Source organism: Mechercharimyces mesophilus (assembly GCF_059818345.1).
In genome coordinates, this window is the sequence record NZ_JCBAPH010000001.1 from 582480 (window position 1) to 597239 (window position 14760).

General features: G+C 36.5%; 21 protein-coding genes. 20 read left to right on the top strand and 1 reads right to left on the bottom strand.

The features are described from left to right. The first annotated feature begins 147 nt into the window (after positions 1-147). From AC6RGY_RS03105 to AC6RGY_RS03140, 8 genes are all read left to right on the top strand, one after another. Entirely contained in the window at positions 148-483 is a 336-nt protein-coding gene (locus AC6RGY_RS03105) for a hypothetical protein (protein WP_499859736.1), read from the top strand. Positions 484-666: 183 nt separating this feature from the next. Then, positions 667-948, top strand: coding sequence for a DUF6881 domain-containing protein (locus AC6RGY_RS03110; protein ID WP_499859737.1), 282 nt, complete (start codon positions 667-669; stop codon positions 946-948). 604 nt (positions 949-1552) lie between these two features. Next, positions 1553-1999 (top strand): hypothetical protein, encoded by a 447-nt coding sequence (locus tag AC6RGY_RS03115; protein WP_499859738.1) that lies wholly within the window; start codon positions 1553-1555, stop codon positions 1997-1999. Positions 2000-2330: 331 nt separating this feature from the next. Continuing rightward, a complete protein-coding gene (locus AC6RGY_RS03120) occupies positions 2331-2834 on the top strand; it encodes a hypothetical protein (RefSeq protein WP_499859739.1) in 504 nt (167 codons plus the stop codon). 215 nt (positions 2835-3049) lie between these two features. After that, positions 3050-3343 (top strand): hypothetical protein, encoded by a 294-nt coding sequence (locus AC6RGY_RS03125; protein WP_499859740.1) that lies wholly within the window; start codon positions 3050-3052, stop codon positions 3341-3343. Between the two features lie 417 nt (positions 3344-3760). Beyond that, on the top strand, positions 3761-4036 hold the full coding sequence (locus AC6RGY_RS03130) for a hypothetical protein (protein ID WP_499859741.1): 276 nt from the start codon (positions 3761-3763) through the stop codon (positions 4034-4036). Between the two features lie 139 nt (positions 4037-4175). Continuing rightward, a complete protein-coding gene (locus tag AC6RGY_RS03135; protein WP_499859742.1) occupies positions 4176-4418 on the top strand; it encodes a hypothetical protein in 243 nt (80 codons plus the stop codon). Positions 4419-5134: 716 nt separating this feature from the next. Then, the gene (locus AC6RGY_RS03140) at positions 5135-5458 is read left to right on the top strand and encodes a hypothetical protein (RefSeq protein WP_499859743.1); all 324 of its coding nucleotides are present in this window, start codon (positions 5135-5137) and stop codon (positions 5456-5458) included. 10 nt (positions 5459-5468) lie between these two features. On the opposite strand, the gene AC6RGY_RS03145 is transcribed toward AC6RGY_RS03140, so the two are convergent. Continuing rightward, complete coding sequence (locus AC6RGY_RS03145; protein WP_499859744.1) at positions 5469-5855, bottom strand: hypothetical protein; 387 nt, start codon at positions 5853-5855, stop codon at positions 5469-5471. A 283-nt stretch (positions 5856-6138) separates the two neighbouring features. Between AC6RGY_RS03145 and AC6RGY_RS03150 the strand changes: the two genes are divergently transcribed. The 12 genes from AC6RGY_RS03150 (at position 6139) to AC6RGY_RS03205 (ending at position 14712) form a co-directional block, all read left to right on the top strand. Next, positions 6139-6303 carry a hypothetical protein gene (locus AC6RGY_RS03150; protein ID WP_499859745.1) on the top strand — a complete coding sequence of 55 codons (165 nt, stop codon included), beginning with the start codon at positions 6139-6141 and terminating at the stop codon, positions 6301-6303. A gap of 221 nt (positions 6304-6524) precedes the next feature. After that, the gene (locus AC6RGY_RS03155; RefSeq protein ID WP_499859746.1) at positions 6525-7202 is read left to right on the top strand and encodes a hypothetical protein; all 678 of its coding nucleotides are present in this window, start codon (positions 6525-6527) and stop codon (positions 7200-7202) included. Between the two features lie 1065 nt (positions 7203-8267). Further along, the gene (locus AC6RGY_RS03160; protein WP_499859747.1) at positions 8268-8753 is read left to right on the top strand and encodes a hypothetical protein; all 486 of its coding nucleotides are present in this window, start codon (positions 8268-8270) and stop codon (positions 8751-8753) included. Between the two features lie 231 nt (positions 8754-8984). Beyond that, complete coding sequence (locus AC6RGY_RS03165) at positions 8985-9242, top strand: hypothetical protein (protein WP_499859748.1); 258 nt, start codon at positions 8985-8987, stop codon at positions 9240-9242. Positions 9243-9570: 328 nt separating this feature from the next. Then, positions 9571-10020, top strand: coding sequence for a contact-dependent growth inhibition system immunity protein (locus AC6RGY_RS03170; RefSeq protein ID WP_499859749.1), 450 nt, complete (start codon positions 9571-9573; stop codon positions 10018-10020). A gap of 256 nt (positions 10021-10276) precedes the next feature. Then, on the top strand, positions 10277-10549 hold the full coding sequence (locus tag AC6RGY_RS03175; protein WP_499859750.1) for a barstar family protein: 273 nt from the start codon (positions 10277-10279) through the stop codon (positions 10547-10549). 369 nt (positions 10550-10918) lie between these two features. Further along, positions 10919-11464 (top strand): hypothetical protein, encoded by a 546-nt coding sequence (locus AC6RGY_RS03180; protein ID WP_499859751.1) that lies wholly within the window; start codon positions 10919-10921, stop codon positions 11462-11464. Positions 11465-11519: 55 nt separating this feature from the next. Continuing rightward, a complete protein-coding gene (locus tag AC6RGY_RS03185; protein ID WP_499859752.1) occupies positions 11520-11978 on the top strand; it encodes a hypothetical protein in 459 nt (152 codons plus the stop codon). A 94-nt stretch (positions 11979-12072) separates the two neighbouring features. Then, positions 12073-12498 carry a hypothetical protein gene (locus AC6RGY_RS03190; protein ID WP_499859753.1) on the top strand — a complete coding sequence of 142 codons (426 nt, stop codon included), beginning with the start codon at positions 12073-12075 and terminating at the stop codon, positions 12496-12498. Positions 12499-12745: 247 nt separating this feature from the next. Continuing rightward, complete coding sequence (locus AC6RGY_RS03195) at positions 12746-13213, top strand: PM0498 family protein (protein WP_499859754.1); 468 nt, start codon at positions 12746-12748, stop codon at positions 13211-13213. Between the two features lie 63 nt (positions 13214-13276). Further along, entirely contained in the window at positions 13277-13711 is a 435-nt protein-coding gene (locus AC6RGY_RS03200) for an SMI1/KNR4 family protein (RefSeq protein ID WP_499859755.1), read from the top strand. Positions 13712-13884: 173 nt separating this feature from the next. After that, positions 13885-14712 (top strand): DUF1259 domain-containing protein, encoded by an 828-nt coding sequence (locus AC6RGY_RS03205; RefSeq protein ID WP_499859756.1) that lies wholly within the window; start codon positions 13885-13887, stop codon positions 14710-14712. The last annotated feature ends 48 nt before the right edge of the window (positions 14713-14760 follow it).

The window sequence follows — 14760 nt, forward strand, 5'->3', positions numbered from 1 at the left end:
GTTCAACTATCCCTGCTGGTCGGAAGATATTCTGAGTGGAAAGGCAGGGGAGAATATTTCTCGAATAAAGAAATTCTTAGAAGAGAAATCAGTGAAACATGATTAAGGTAGGCAATTTTGGGAACAAACTCAGGATACATAGACAATATGGATGCGAAAAATAAAAGAAGGATAATAATGGGGCTTGATGTAGTGATTTATAGTGAAGGTGGTTTTAACCTACATGTTATTGAAATTTCAAATGAGCTACGTAAAAGTATTTTTAGTTCTACTTCTAATTGGAGTAGTCATCTAATTCTTAGAAAAATCAAAGACTACTATAAAACAGATATAACCTTAAAAGAGCGAGATATAGATAAATTAATTCAACAACTTTGCGAAATAAAGAATAGAGTGGACGAACGGTATCTCTTTGAGTTGGATTTTATAATTGAAAATCTAGCGAATAAAAAGATAAGTAGAATTCATATTGCAGGGGACTAGTGTTTTTCTTGTGGCTGGATTGACACCTAGGATGAGTGGGACGTAAGACTTCATGAAAAGGGAAGAGGCCCTTTCAAGATGTGCAAATTTGGAAGTTAGTGGATTACAACAAGTATTCTGTTTTGGTTATCGTATCTAGGTATACAGGTTACAATGTCTTTTTCAAACAAGGAGTTTATACTAATGAAATATATGAAAGTAACTTGGATCCATGAATTGCAAGATGAGCCTACTACGTATTTTTTAGAAGTTGATCAAGAAGGTTATGAAATTCGAAAGATAGTGTTATATAGAGATGGGAAGGTAAAATACGCGACAAAGACATTGGAAATGGGAGCTTTCTTATCTCCAGTCCCTGTAGGTACTATTGAAGAAATCTCTGCACAAAAAGAATTTGAGGCAACAGAGATACCGAGGAATGAATTTTTAAATGAATGGAGATCTAAAGTAGGACCTCTCGTTTAGTGTGAGCATTAGAACAACACACCTCATTTAAGATTATCGTAGTCCTTCAGTTGTACAAATTATAAAAGTAGGTGATATAGAGGTGATGTTGTGTAAGCATTTAATGCCAATTATTAATATGGAAGTGAAATTGGGAAATAAGATCTATTCAGAAAGTACAGGGTGGTCAAATCAAGATTTTGTAGTTGAATTAGAGAAAGAATTGTCTGTTGAGCTTGTGGTATCTGAATTAAATTTGGTTGATTTTGATTGTAACCTATTGGGAAAGCGGACCTTCGAAGTATTATACTAAAAAAAGGATTTTATTATAATAAGTGTAATTATTCTATTGGGTCGCCTTAAAAGACTATGGAAAAGAAGGAGCCTAATTCGGAAATTTAATGCTCTCATTCTCTCAGACTGTCCTTGATAGTTTCATAGATGGTGCACTTACATCTACCAATACGGCAATTTGATGGAGTGCAACATTCTAAAATCCATTAAAGATATATGAAATGCGTCAATAGAGGTCATGTCATGCAAGAGAAGGAGCTTAATTTACTAGTCAGGGAGGATTGACTCCTCTTTTAAATGGTCTTGTAGCTTTTACTCCAGGGGGATTGTTATGGTATATCTAAGAGGTGTGAGGGAAGAAAAATATGGAGCAGTGGTAGAGGCCTCGTATGCTCCTGAGGCTGGAAACTACAATATTATAACAAATTTTATGTCTGATGATTGTATTAACTATCGGGTAAATAGATTGGCAATGATGTGGTTGGATGATAATAATTGCCTAGCAGAATTGGATATGTTCCCTAGTATTATAGATAAGAGTCTTTGTACATTCTCAGAAAATATGAGATATAAAAAAGGCTTTCCTGTTTTAGAGATTGAATTATCACCAGATAGTGGTACGTTTGTTCAGCATATTGAAAACGGCTTTACCGTTTGGCTAGAAGAAAATAAAGTGATTAATTTTCAGCTTGAATACGGGGGAATAAAATTTCTATTCTCTAGTACTATTTTGGTGGCTATTATTGCTGATGAAATAAGAACCATTGAATATAATTAAACAGAGTTGAGCGTCTTTCGAATTAGGAGGAATGGAGTTTTCTTTTGATCAAAATTATAGGGGTGCAAACTCACTGCATAATCTGAATGAACTAATAAACTAATGGATTTGCTCACTAGACTTGTAATTGTACAAAGGAGCGGTACCCTGTCCGGTCTTCTGTCCACTCACTATTCTGTTAAGATCACGACTTGAGGATAGGTGTTACGTTAATGGCAGACAGATATTATAAAATATTTTAGAGTAGTCTTGAGTAGGAAATGTAACATGTGAAGCGACTGTAACAGGTTACTAGTGCAGTCATTTAAAAGTAAAGTGGAGGAGGGCTAATTTGAACTTCAAAGATAATGAAGAAGTAGTAACAGCTGTTGAGAGCTTAATTGGATGGAACATATCAGAACCATTTTTGCTCTCTAATGATAGAAAAACTATTTTGATTTTCAATTATGTAAATGAACCTGTTTGGAATGATCCATCTTCTAATAGTGATTATAAAGATGAAATAGTTATTATGGAACTTCCTAATTGTATGAAATTTCAATCAGGGACTCCAAACGAAGAAATCCGTAGAAGTCATCGGCTATGGGAGAAGGGGTTGCAATCATTAGGAGTATTTCAAGTCGAGAACTCGCAATGGATAATTGAATTAGATAAACAGTCTCAAATTCATCCTTCGTACACACCGGAAAAACTAACAAACAAGAAGCACTTTATCTTTTGCCTCCAAGATTCTACTATTGAATGTATCTCAGATGAGCTTATCATAAGGAAGAAAAAGTACAACTCAGGGGATATGGAGGAAATTATTCGCGAAGTTAGTCAGAGGTCGTTTTAGGAGGAGAACAGTGATAATGAGTTAATTTGACCAAGCAAAGTTGTAACGATCAGTAGAAGTAAAGCATTTCTTTATTATGCAGATAACCTGTAGTAACAAGTTTACTATACCTCAGTGGCTAAAACGGCTGATAACACCGCCTCACAGACGGTGGAAGGGGAGACTGTAGATCCTTGGCGTCCTTAGGGTTCTGGTATTAGGGAGTGAATTATAATATGGGTATTTCTGTGCTTTTGCTAAAAGAGATGGAAGATGAACAAAGGGTCATTTACAAGTATGGACCAAATGAACGATCAATGGGACGAATCGAGCTTAATAAAGAAACTCTTATGTTCCAACAAATAGAACCGGCTCCTGGAGAAAAAGGGCTTACTTACTACAATCGTGCAGGGGGACGTTTATCTAGATATTATTTCCATAGTTTACAGAAGGTAGCGTTTTCCCTGATGAACTTTTCCATTTTTCTTGAGCATAACTGGTTTATATCTTCAACTATAAACCAGTTATGAAGGTATGATATTTGTGGGCTTTTGCGAGAATCTTGACAGCCTGTTTTTATAATTAAAACGCGATGGCTCGACGTCTTGATGAAAGTTCATCAAGCCTCAAAAAGAATGCACGTTGAACACGTTGGCGTATACAAATGACACCTTGCCTTTGACCCTACATTGAGCTAGACAGATATGGCTGGGACGGAAAAGGAGGGAACGAACACCTTTAACTACCTCGTAATGTTAAGACATCCTGAGTGAAGATAACGTTGGTGAAATAAATCATATCTACATTTCTGAGCTATGGGATGAGCGTCTGTAGATGACGACCATGAAAAAGGCCAAGCCTGCCTACTATAGAACCAATACCACAACGACATGTAAATATTGTATGATAATAAGGGAGACGTATGTGGGAAAGGAGTTAGCTTTGTAATGAGTGTGTCTATTGTAATGTATAAAGAATTTGAAGACAATCAAAGAGTTGTTTATAAGTATGGACCAAATGAGTATGTTCCTGAAATCGGATATGACAAAAGTTTATTAGGTAGAATAGAATTAGATAAAATTAACAAATCATTCCGTCAGTTAGAGTCAATACCTAGGGTTAAAAAAAACAAAAAATACTTTGAAGTTGCGGCAACACGCTTAGCTAGATGTGTAATGAAAGAAGGCGGTATTTTTCCAGATACATTATATTATGATTCATAGATAATATCCGTGGCATATGAGAATGAATTTCTTCCAACGATGACTTGTCCGTCGCTAGTCATATGAATTAGCTATAAAGAACGAATACTCTAGGGAGAAGTTGATTAAAAAGGAGAGTTAATTGTTGGGAGCGTATTGCATGTTGATTAAAGAAACCGAAGATGATATTAGAGTGATATACAAATTCGGCCCAAGTGAAGAACAGTTGGGCAGGATTGAGCTTAACAAAAAAACTCAAATGATCCTACTCCTAGACTCTGTTCCGGGACAAGAACACACTTTGTTTGATTTTAATAGTACCGCTCAACGACTAGCAAGATGTGCAACTAGGGAAATGAAAAAAGAGTGTAATTTCCCTAATAAATTATTTCATATATCCTAATTGACAAGTGAAAAGCATTATGTCTGAAATATTATTAAGAAAGCCTCACTTCTAAAAAATGGAAATAAAGCTTTGATCTATTAGAAACGATGTAATCGGATACTCTCGGCCATGTCTGTGAGAGGTATGCTACTTACGAGAAGAAGCCTGAATCGTGCATCTATCAAGTGCGAATTAGGAAGAACGGCAGTACGGGTAAAGAATGCTATCACAAAGAAGCCTATGAATTGGTTGCCATTAGACGGATCGAGGTTTTGAAATGGTCTTGAGGTGGACATTGCATTTCTAACATGTTGGGTCGCTCATTCAAGAAAACACTTCGCAAGTTACGCCCCGTTTGGATCGGACATAAGCGAGCATCGTTAAGAAAAAAGAGGAGACGATGAAGTAGGGGGAGCAAAGAATACATAGCAGAGCAACTCTCAACCTATTGGTGAACGAGCAGAAAAGTGAGATATGCCGACCATGGAGACTGAAGTTTCTAGGGGTCAGTTTTACCTAGCGCTCGAAACCGATCCTGTTAGATGTAATGGGAGAATACACAACTGAACGTTCTTCTCGCTGGCTAGTGTAACTACTTCGCCCTAACGGACACGCTACTCCATTTAGCCGACTGAAAAAAACAGATGGAACACTTAGCTTTGAATTATCAAATCCTGATAGGCTTTCTGCTATCTTAAGCTACAATGAACCCATTAAATAGGAGTTTATTGGAAATGACGAAAAAACAGGGATTACTTTATTCTCTATTAAATGTTTTTAAAAAAATCAAGAAGAAGTACACTTGGATTCCATATGAAGAGAGATTGCTACAGTCACAAGATTTTGATGTTAATTATCGAATTTATTCTGAGAAAGAAGGCGGGAGAAGATCAATTCCCTATCAAGGAATACGTTGGGATTTTTCATATGAAAGTGATGTAACAAGTAATTATATGATATATCCGGAGTTTAATAATGCTGAAGGAAATATAATTTTGGATATAAGAAAGGTCCCCCAGAAGGTACAGCGAGGATGTGGATTGTTTCTCATGAAATGAGGACAGAAGTTCATAGAAACGAGATTGGGATTGGAATAAAAGGATATTTTATAGAAGGCAATAGAAGAGTGGGAGAAGTAGAAGTCATTAAGATAGTGGGATTAATGACAAATAGTAATTGACAATAGTAGCAATAATTGATTGAACCCATGGTGCTAGTTGAGAAAAGGTCTTTCCACCGATGAACTTGTCCATCTTGAGAGAACGCCCAATGAAGAAGGGACTCGTAGTCGGTTAATTGAAAGGTATCTGCAAGACCAGAAAAAAAGGTCGCAATCTGCTTCCTTTTGGAACGAATGAGACGACGAAAAGGCTTGGTTATGGACTCTTTCTGATTGGATTGAGGCTGAACGAAGAAAGTACCCTTAACTGTTCTTTTGGATGTTATTACAAACAATTACTCTAATATCCTTTTTCAGGCAGTGTGCAGTCTTGAGGATATTACCAATCCGTTCTTCGACAAGGGTAGAGTTATATTTATTTAATTAGTACCATGGGTATAGCATTAATTAATGGAGGTTATGAGTATGAAAAATGATTCTCTGAGATTTATTGCTAGAATTTTATTTTTTGAAGAATCCTCGATGGTTAGGTTCGGGTGGTCTGGGATGATGATACCGATTAATATTGACTCTAACTTATTAACATGCAAGATTCTTTATGGAGAGTAGGAGCAAATCATGAAGAAGGGAAAAGAATACGAAGTGGAGATATTAATACCTAATAAGCGTATCTTAGATGAAGAATTATCCCTAAGTGATAAGATAGTTGCCGGATATGTATTCAACTTTAAGAATGGTGGGGTGGTATTTGGTCATGGAAAAGTAATAAAGATACTTACCTAATGATAAACTAGTAGGATTTGCTTGGGCGTACTCTCCTTGTTCAGTTGACGATCTCTTACGACGGGCAGATGCATGGGTAGAAGAATTTCATTTTCAACTATCATCTCGGGCAGGGATAGAAAAATACATTGGTTATTTATTACTAAAAGTAGTTGGTCAAGATATCCTAGGAGAAATGGCCTTCCAAAGTGGATGAGCTAAAGAAAAAGGAGGGACTTATTATGTTGAGTATTGAGACCAGTGCTAGGATATCCGAGCCAGCAGAAGATAAATGCAAACTTTTTTATAGAGGTAGATTGTTGTTTGATGGATATAGTGATGATTTAATTACATCTTTAAATGGTTATGTTGAAATAAGGTTGAATCAATTTGATGTAAATAAGTCATTGAGAATAGTACCCAAAAGAATAGAAGACTCTTTTATTTGGATACCAGTAAAAGAAAAATCGTTTAATTGGACTCAGGAGGGGTTGATTGTATTAGATTTGCAAGGCATGGAGAGGTTATGGTCTCTGTCAGGGTACGACTTTTCGGGGGACAGCTCTAATTTCCTATATTGCACAGAACAAGATTTTGAATATATCTGGGCTCTAAATAGTGGAGTATCTGTATCTGCTGATTTTACAAAGAGAACAGTTGATCATTTGAGATTTCACTTCTCCCATCAGGAAGATCATAGACTTGTTAAAGTGTATAGTTGGCTGATGTCATTAGAAAATATAAACCATTGTAATGAGATCGTAAGGATAAAACGAAGGCAAATAAAGGATAGTCTCATAGTCTATTTGGATGAAGGGGAGCTGTATGAGTGGCATTCTCTTATCGAAGATAAAAATAGCGATATCTATATACATCTTGGGGGTTATTGGGTTAGTAAATTGACTGGTTACGAGTTATAGTGTTAGTCTATTTGGTTAATCAAGAACAAGTATCAAGAAGATGACATTATGAACACACGCACGATGCTTTTGACCGTACGCTGAATAGGACCGGTACGACCGGACGGAAGAAAAGGAAACGATGACGTTCAACTATCTCGGCTTGTTTGATGATATCCTGAGTGAAAAAGTGGCTAGTAAGATCGAACACTCCTGTCGTTGACCTTCAGGGCGATTGCCACATCAATGGAAGGGCCACCTTTTCCATTCATACCTATGCCTAGTAAATATTGATATGAAGAAATCCCTCGTGTTAGGGGAAAGCAGCAACTAGCCACTGGGATATAATAAACTGAAAATTAAGATACATTGATCGTATTATCCAGTGAACAACCCTAACCTGGATTTACTGCATTTACAGTTGTTCAAACAGAGTGTACCCTATTTGGACATAACCCAGAAAGAAGTACTGCAGATTCTTGATACCTCCTTCTTTCATCTCGCGTTGTGCACCATTGAATTCTTCCTATCGTTTTTCTAACTATGAATCTAAGCCTATTTTTTCAGACTATGATATTCGCACTTACATAATTTCTATTTCCACATATTATATTATGAATATAAGGAAAGGGGGAAATACAATGAGTGGTGGATGTGGATATCCTGGTATTGGTTTACTATGTTTCATACTCCTCGTAGCAGTTATATTTTCTTTCTGCAGAGGCGGAGCTTTCTACTAAAATATAAGCGGTTTTCTCGATCTCCTCGATGAAAAGAGGAGATCGAGAAAACCACTCACATTCCTCTTACGGAAAAACCCATCCCTCGCCACAAGGGATGGGTTTTATATTGAGATAAATATCCGTAAAAATTGGCGTATAGTTTGCATGCCCATACTCCACCCAACCCTTGGATATCATTATGGTAAAATAGTTATTGAGAGTTTGGGTGATCGATGTGCCTAAATTCATCAGGCCTAAATCAATCGCCTTATTTCGTTCAGTGGTACGTTGGTGTGAGAGTTCGAGGTCTGGCTGGGCTCTCTTACTTGATTTCATCTCTCGAGGGTTAGAAAGGAGAGGTATCATGTATTTAAGAAATGATTTTGAGGAAATTGCAATACGAGGTCGTATGGCTTTCGGAGTAAATTGCATAATTAGAGTGATTGAAACATGGGGAGTTAAATCGGAGAAATTGAATAACCTTGTATTGGAATTACTTAGTTTTACGTATTCTGAAGACTTGAGTGAATGGGAAAGTAGGCTAGATCACATTTTTCCAAAAGAAGAATCTATGATATATGCAAAAGCATTTGGGTTTGAACATCTATCTTCTTATAAAAAAGAAGAGTTATTCAAATTAATTGTAGAAGTATATGATATTGGCGCTGAGAATTTATATGGTGCCTTTAGAGATCATTTTTCTCTAACCCCTCTAATGAATGTTATTCGAATTCTAAATGAAAATGACATTCCACTTCCTGATATAGTTATTTATAGAAAATCTAAGGTTGAAGAAGACGGCGGTTGGGGTTATCCGATTGATTTTTCGAGTGATTTATTAGGCCAATAAATTGAAAGTGGGAAGGTGTGTTAGGTCAGTAGTTGTTTGAACGCTTTTACTAGGAAGTTTGTTAAATGAAGAGTTAAAAATACTTTAATGGAAAATGCAGATTTTATTAAACCATGAGTATCTTAAATCTAAATTTGAGAGTCTGCTCAAATCATTTTATGAAGAAGCATACGAAGCAGTAGTTAGAAATAGGTGTTTACTATGAAGTTGGTTAAATATGGAGTGAGAAATATGGCTATATCAGTAGCTCTTGTAAAAGAAAAAGAAGATGAAGAGGTAGTAATATACATGTATGGACCGTTTGATCAAGTGACGGGACGACTAGAGTATAATAAAAATACCCGATCGTTACATCAACTAAATCCGGTGCCTGGAAAAGAAGAGAAAGATAATTTTTACTATAGAAGAGCAGGACAGCGTTTGGCAAGAGAACTAAGAGAAATGAAAGATGGTAGTGACTTTCCTGATCAAATGGTTCATTTTGCATGAAAGTATGAAAGGTGATTATAAGAGAAGAATTGTTGAGAAAAAAAGGTTCTTAATATAAGCCATCGGTACGCAGAATGAACATCTGCAACAAATAGAGTTAGGATTGTTCGAAGATGTTCACTGGTTTAGTAACTTTCGAATCCACAGTACACTTGTGTAATTAACACCGATAGAGTGCCTACAGAGATACTCTAAAATTCTGTCTAGTTTGCTACGGGCAACCGAATATTAAGCATATAGAAAATTAATGAGTAGAATAAAAAATGAAAGTGACCAAAGGGAATTATATACTATAGGTGAACTTTCTAATGAAGAGGTACATATTGAGATGGATTTAAAAATAAAAAATTTAGAGACTATTTATGGTGAAGAGTATGATGAAGAAACAGAAATTTGTTATGAGGGATCTCTTCCGGAGTGGTACGATAGGATTAGGCACTATTCTCTTTCTGAAATCAGAGATAGTGATATTTCTAGATTGATTAGACAGGAAATATTTTTAGATTGCACAATATTGGAGGCCTTGAAAAGGTTAGATTTAGATCCGTTGTGTGGTGGTTATGATGGACAAATGATTGTTGCATTGTTTAATGTAAAAAAAAGCTATTGGATAGATAGAAAGGATATTACAGTAGAAACTCTTTCGAAGATAGTGGATGCTAAAGAGAAAGTAGTAAAAATGGATACAGGTATAGATGAACCTTTCATTGATGAGGATGAAAAGAACAGCACGATTGAGATGTTAAATGCAATGATTAGAATGTTTAATCAGATTTGAGCAGCAGAGTAAAAAGAAGAGGATTTCCGAGCCGTATCAGGATACCCGACATCATGTACTTCTTCTACGAGAACGGCTAGTAGTTAGAATAGAAATCGTGTGCGATTTGACATAGGACCGCTCTTCCCTTTAAATGTTTGATATTTAAGGAGAGCGATTCTTTTCCAATTCAACAGAGCACAATCTAAGCATTCAATCATATACATAGCAGAGACCGACCTCGGGCGCCTGCTATAGAAATGGGGTATATACAGATATGAAAGTAGTACTTTCCGGTACTGAGTTTGTTTCTGTAGAAGAATTTCACAGGATTATAAAGGGAAAATTAGATTTACCGAATTATTACGGAAAAAATTTAGATGCATTATGGGATTGCCTAACTGGAGGAGTAGATTTGCCACTCACAATTCTATGGAAAGACTTTAGAATTAGTAAAGGTTACTTAGGAGAATATGGAGATGCTATTGCGGATTTGATGAAAGAGGCAGAAGAAGAATTAGGAGGGGAATTCAAATTGATTCTAGAATGATTACTGGTCAAAAATTCAGTAAATATTATCTATAACTGTGTTCCCTTGATTAGGAGGGACTGGATTATTGGGTGTTAGTCTAATATGAGGATAAGAAGAATGGAGAATACCATAATAAAAGAAAAAATGTTCAAGGTGTCAGAAACGAAAAGATATAATCAGGACCTTATTACAAAGTTGACCTCCAGAGGGTTCAAGAAGAAGCGAAGTAGGTTATCTAAATTGCTAGTGAGTTAGAGTAATACCTTGTTATTACTGAGTACGACAAAAAAAGCAGTTTGAAAGAGAATTTTCCCTGGGAAGTAGGAGCGTTGTAACAGGATTAATCCGGGCTCTTGCATTGAAGAAATAAGGTAAGGAGTGGTTGTGTTGTTTAATATGAAATTAGTGAGTGAAAATCTCTCGACGGGTTTAACCAGGGAAATACAGGATAATAAAAAATATGATCTTGAATTAGATAATGAAATATCTATAATAGATGACATCTGCGAAATTTTTCAAAAAACAGGGAAAGTGAACTTTCGTGTTTCTGGTTTTGGTCAACAAAACTGGCCCGTAGATTGCTTATTTGATCTACCAATAGCAATGGAACAAACACCAGAAATATTAAAAAAGATCAAAAGTAGTTGCTACAATTTTTCATTGGATTTTTATGAACAAGGGGTAGAGAGAGAAGTCTTGTTCGAAGATATTGATGAGAACAATGTAAGATTAATTTGCAAGAGTAGTACTGATTGGAATCCGAATCCTAATATGCAGGTTAGAGATAAGGAAGAGGTTAAATATATTTTCTTAAATCTCCTAAGTGATTTTATTAGGATAGGAAGGCTGGTATGCCCGAGTCTAGTTAACGAAGATATTTTTCTTAATTGGCTAGATTCATTTCATTTAAAGATTACTCAATCTCCCTGCTAGGTGAATCTATTACTTATTGCTTCAAATTCATCATTCAATTGTTGGAGTGGTTGTGTTGTTTATTGTTAAACGGGATTCTTCCATATGTTTTGACGGGGAGCTAGTCTATAAAGATGGTCACTCATTTGATTATGAGCCTAGATTGGCTGCAAATAGCACCATCCTGATTGATACGCTCGAAATAAAAATTGATGGTGGGAACGGTCAACTAAAGTATGTTTGTGGCTACTATCCTCTCGGTCGTTGTAGTATAGAAAGCTTAAAAGCTCCTCTGAGCGAACCTGGTATTATTTATCTGGAGGAGCGATATATAGATGATGGAATAATAGATATCTACAGGGATTGGAATTCATACTATGATGCCGATTCAGGGTGGATATGTATAGGAAGAAGAAATTGTGTTTCCGAAGATAAAATAATAGAGATTGCTACAAGCACTATTATTGTTTTAGAGGAAAACGGTTTAAAATCTCTTTGGCTCAAGCCCAAGCGCATTTCTTCTCCAGATTCATAAGTGGAACTTCTAAAATATTGATATTTGAGTGTATATTGGACTGGTGAGGACTGCCCAGGGAGAGTTTATTTAAAAAATATTCAGGAGGACCAATATGCTTATTTCTGATGACATCAACTTTATATCGGAGGAGTTTGATTTCACGGATAGTATTGTTTGTGAGCTGAAATTAAAGGAGAACCTAACAGATTTAGAAATAGTAATAGATTATTATTGGGGTGAAAATAAGGAAACAAGGATATTAAAGCTAGTGCTTAAAAATTGTCTTAATATTAATCTTAGTTATAGTGATATGGTACATCAAAATTACAAAAAGGAATTATCACCAGCTCAAATTTTTAGTTGGTTTACAATTGTAGTCTTTGAGATAGGAGAACTCATAAAGGATGGTAATAGTAGAGAGGATAATGGGAAATCACTTTATTTTGCAAAAATATATACATTAGATTTAGAGAAGCCCTGGTTAGAGGTTGTTTTTAGCAGTGCTGATTTATTAGAGATGTCCAACTGGGAATTTTAAGAAATCTATTTATCGCGAAGTAATTGTCCGAAGAACTTTTCTTGCAAATTCTATGTGGACGGAGAGACCATTGAAACCACGGGTGATCATCCTTCCTGGAACGTAACACCAAATAGGAGGAGCATAATGCTGAAAGACATGGAACTCGTTAAGAAACTTAATGTTGGGCTGACTAATTATTTTAGCGTATAATCTTACAAATGATTGGAAGTGGTGAAGGGGAGTGAAGAAATACTTGAACAAGACGATGGAAAACTACCTTGAATTATTAGTAAGAGATGAAAGAGAACACTCGATTACCTTGAACTATCCTAAAGTGAAGCAGATCTTGTTCCCTCAGTTTATAGATTGGGATGAGTGTGTGCTTTTGGAGCAAGAGGATTCGTCGGAGTTACCTAAGGAATTTAGAGCGAATCGGTTTTGTCCAGATAGAACAGGATTTGAGGCTACTTATAATCATGTTCACCTAGGGGATTATATTGATTTTGTTGAACATCATCCACTTGAAGGCTTAGAGATTTCACTCGGCTTGATGGAAGCATGGATGTATAAAATAAAAGGGATGTTCCCTTCGAGTGAGTTTAATATAATTTTGTCATTCGATGGAGAGGAAACTACTCTGCGCTTTCATAAGTTCCGAAATGATGAGCCACATTGGGTAAATGTAAGTTCAATAGAAGATTATGCAGAGGGTGTTCTAGTTATTGAGATGTAGTCGTATTGACTTTCTGAAGAAGCAACCAAATGGAATTAATAGAAGGGAGAGAGTAAACAATAAATGATAGGCGAAGTGAATTGGAGTACTGATTATGATATTGCAGATGAGGCCGTGATAAAACTGGTAGAGAATCGGCTAGGTGTTAAGTTCCCAAGTGATTTCTGTCATCTTATGATACTATTCCATGGAGGAAAACCCTCAGTAAAAAAGGTGATGATAGAAGAGTCAAGAGAAATTGAATTGAAGTACCTACTATCGTTTGTAGCATTTGATGAGTTGGATATATTGGATTGGTATAATGTTAATAAGCGATTTTTGGTAGATGGTTTAATCCCTTTTGCAATTGACTTAAGGAATAATTTGTTTTGCTTTGATTATCGTAGTGATGAGGCTGTTCCAGCAGTCGTATATGTAGAGAAACAAAATGAGACGGAAAGGAAGGTCATTTATAAAATCGGAGATACATTCGGAGATTTTATAAATAGCTTGCATTAAATTTGGAGGGTTTGCAGGTCCAGTCCTCTCTTGCCTTTCTGCTTCTCAATTGTGTCCACAAAACCATACTCACTCCATTTCTTTCTTTCATAGACGATGCTCTATTTCAAACCTCTACTACTTTGAATACCTTATAAATATATATTCAAAGGTATAAAGTAGGGATGTCGATCATGAATGTCACACCTCAGCTATGTGAAGTACTCAGTAAGGTCATTAATGGAAATGTCAGCACGTTTGGTGATGTGGAGAACACTTGCCTGATCACGAATTTGCGCCCTTTTAGCTCCACCGTTTTGAATCGAAACTCGGAAGACCCTCTGAATAATGCCTTTTGGCTACAAAGTACTTCGATCCCCGGAAAAACCCTAAATGTTGGATTCTTAGCATTATTAGAGCAAGAAGTGACTCCCTTAACCAAACTATTAATTCGTCAAGGTTTTAAAGTAACCGATATAACACAGTACAGCACATTTACCAAGCCCAATATCGTCGATGTTTATTTCCAATCAGTTGAGAGCCCCTTCGCGTTTGCTCAAAAGGCACGGGTGTTGAGCCTTCTTACCCGGTCACAACCACAAATATCTACCCCTGCCTCTCCCGTTGTACAGCGGTTATGTACATTATTCCGAGACATTATCGGGATCGGCGGTTCGGCTGAATTCTTCAGTACATCTTGCGATGTACTACAATCCCGTAACCTGAATGTACGAATAGAGGGGATTCCGACCACGATTGGAAGTGTAGGGCTACTCAATTTCTCTTTTCAATCATTTGATCCCCAGGGAAACGCACTCTGTATTGGTAGTGTAGGACTTTTGTCAGAGGAAGTACGGCCCTATTTAGAAGCTGTGAACAGACAGACGGGGATTGTCCATTCAGGAATGGAAAGCCGTTGGTTTGAAACTCCCGAAGTGGTGTTGTTACGATACCTTGCCATCGTCAATCCAATCACGTTCGCATTGGAGACAAGGAAGACTTTACGGGTGCTAGGGTTATAAGAAACAAAGAAACGGAAGGACCGTTTCTCTCAAAGTCCTCAGTGGGTA

Excerpts from the sequence above, each read along its gene's own strand:
- AC6RGY_RS03105 (WP_499859736.1), top strand. The coding sequence starts at position 148 with ATGGATGCGAAAAATAAAAGAAGGATAATAATGGGGCTTGATGTAGTG.
- AC6RGY_RS03110 (WP_499859737.1), top strand. The coding sequence starts at position 667 with ATGAAATATATGAAAGTAACTTGGATCCATGAATTGCAAGATGAGCCT.
- AC6RGY_RS03115 (WP_499859738.1), top strand. The coding sequence starts at position 1,553 with ATGGTATATCTAAGAGGTGTGAGGGAAGAAAAATATGGAGCAGTGGTA.
- AC6RGY_RS03125 (WP_499859740.1), top strand. The coding sequence starts at position 3,050 with ATGGGTATTTCTGTGCTTTTGCTAAAAGAGATGGAAGATGAACAAAGG.
- AC6RGY_RS03130 (WP_499859741.1), top strand. The coding sequence starts at position 3,761 with ATGAGTGTGTCTATTGTAATGTATAAAGAATTTGAAGACAATCAAAGA.
- AC6RGY_RS03135 (WP_499859742.1), top strand. The coding sequence starts at position 4,176 with ATGTTGATTAAAGAAACCGAAGATGATATTAGAGTGATATACAAATTC.
- AC6RGY_RS03140 (WP_499859743.1), top strand. The coding sequence starts at position 5,135 with ATGACGAAAAAACAGGGATTACTTTATTCTCTATTAAATGTTTTTAAA.
- AC6RGY_RS03150 (WP_499859745.1), top strand. The coding sequence starts at position 6,139 with ATGAAGAAGGGAAAAGAATACGAAGTGGAGATATTAATACCTAATAAG.
- AC6RGY_RS03155 (WP_499859746.1), top strand. The coding sequence starts at position 6,525 with ATGTTGAGTATTGAGACCAGTGCTAGGATATCCGAGCCAGCAGAAGAT.
- AC6RGY_RS03160 (WP_499859747.1), top strand. The coding sequence starts at position 8,268 with ATGTATTTAAGAAATGATTTTGAGGAAATTGCAATACGAGGTCGTATG.
- AC6RGY_RS03165 (WP_499859748.1), top strand. The coding sequence starts at position 8,985 with ATGGCTATATCAGTAGCTCTTGTAAAAGAAAAAGAAGATGAAGAGGTA.
- AC6RGY_RS03170 (WP_499859749.1), top strand. The coding sequence starts at position 9,571 with ATGGATTTAAAAATAAAAAATTTAGAGACTATTTATGGTGAAGAGTAT.
- AC6RGY_RS03175 (WP_499859750.1), top strand. The coding sequence starts at position 10,277 with ATGAAAGTAGTACTTTCCGGTACTGAGTTTGTTTCTGTAGAAGAATTT.
- AC6RGY_RS03190 (WP_499859753.1), top strand. The coding sequence starts at position 12,073 with ATGCTTATTTCTGATGACATCAACTTTATATCGGAGGAGTTTGATTTC.
- AC6RGY_RS03195 (WP_499859754.1), top strand. The coding sequence starts at position 12,746 with ATGGAAAACTACCTTGAATTATTAGTAAGAGATGAAAGAGAACACTCG.
- AC6RGY_RS03200 (WP_499859755.1), top strand. The coding sequence starts at position 13,277 with ATGATAGGCGAAGTGAATTGGAGTACTGATTATGATATTGCAGATGAG.
- AC6RGY_RS03205 (WP_499859756.1), top strand. The coding sequence starts at position 13,885 with ATGAATGTCACACCTCAGCTATGTGAAGTACTCAGTAAGGTCATTAAT.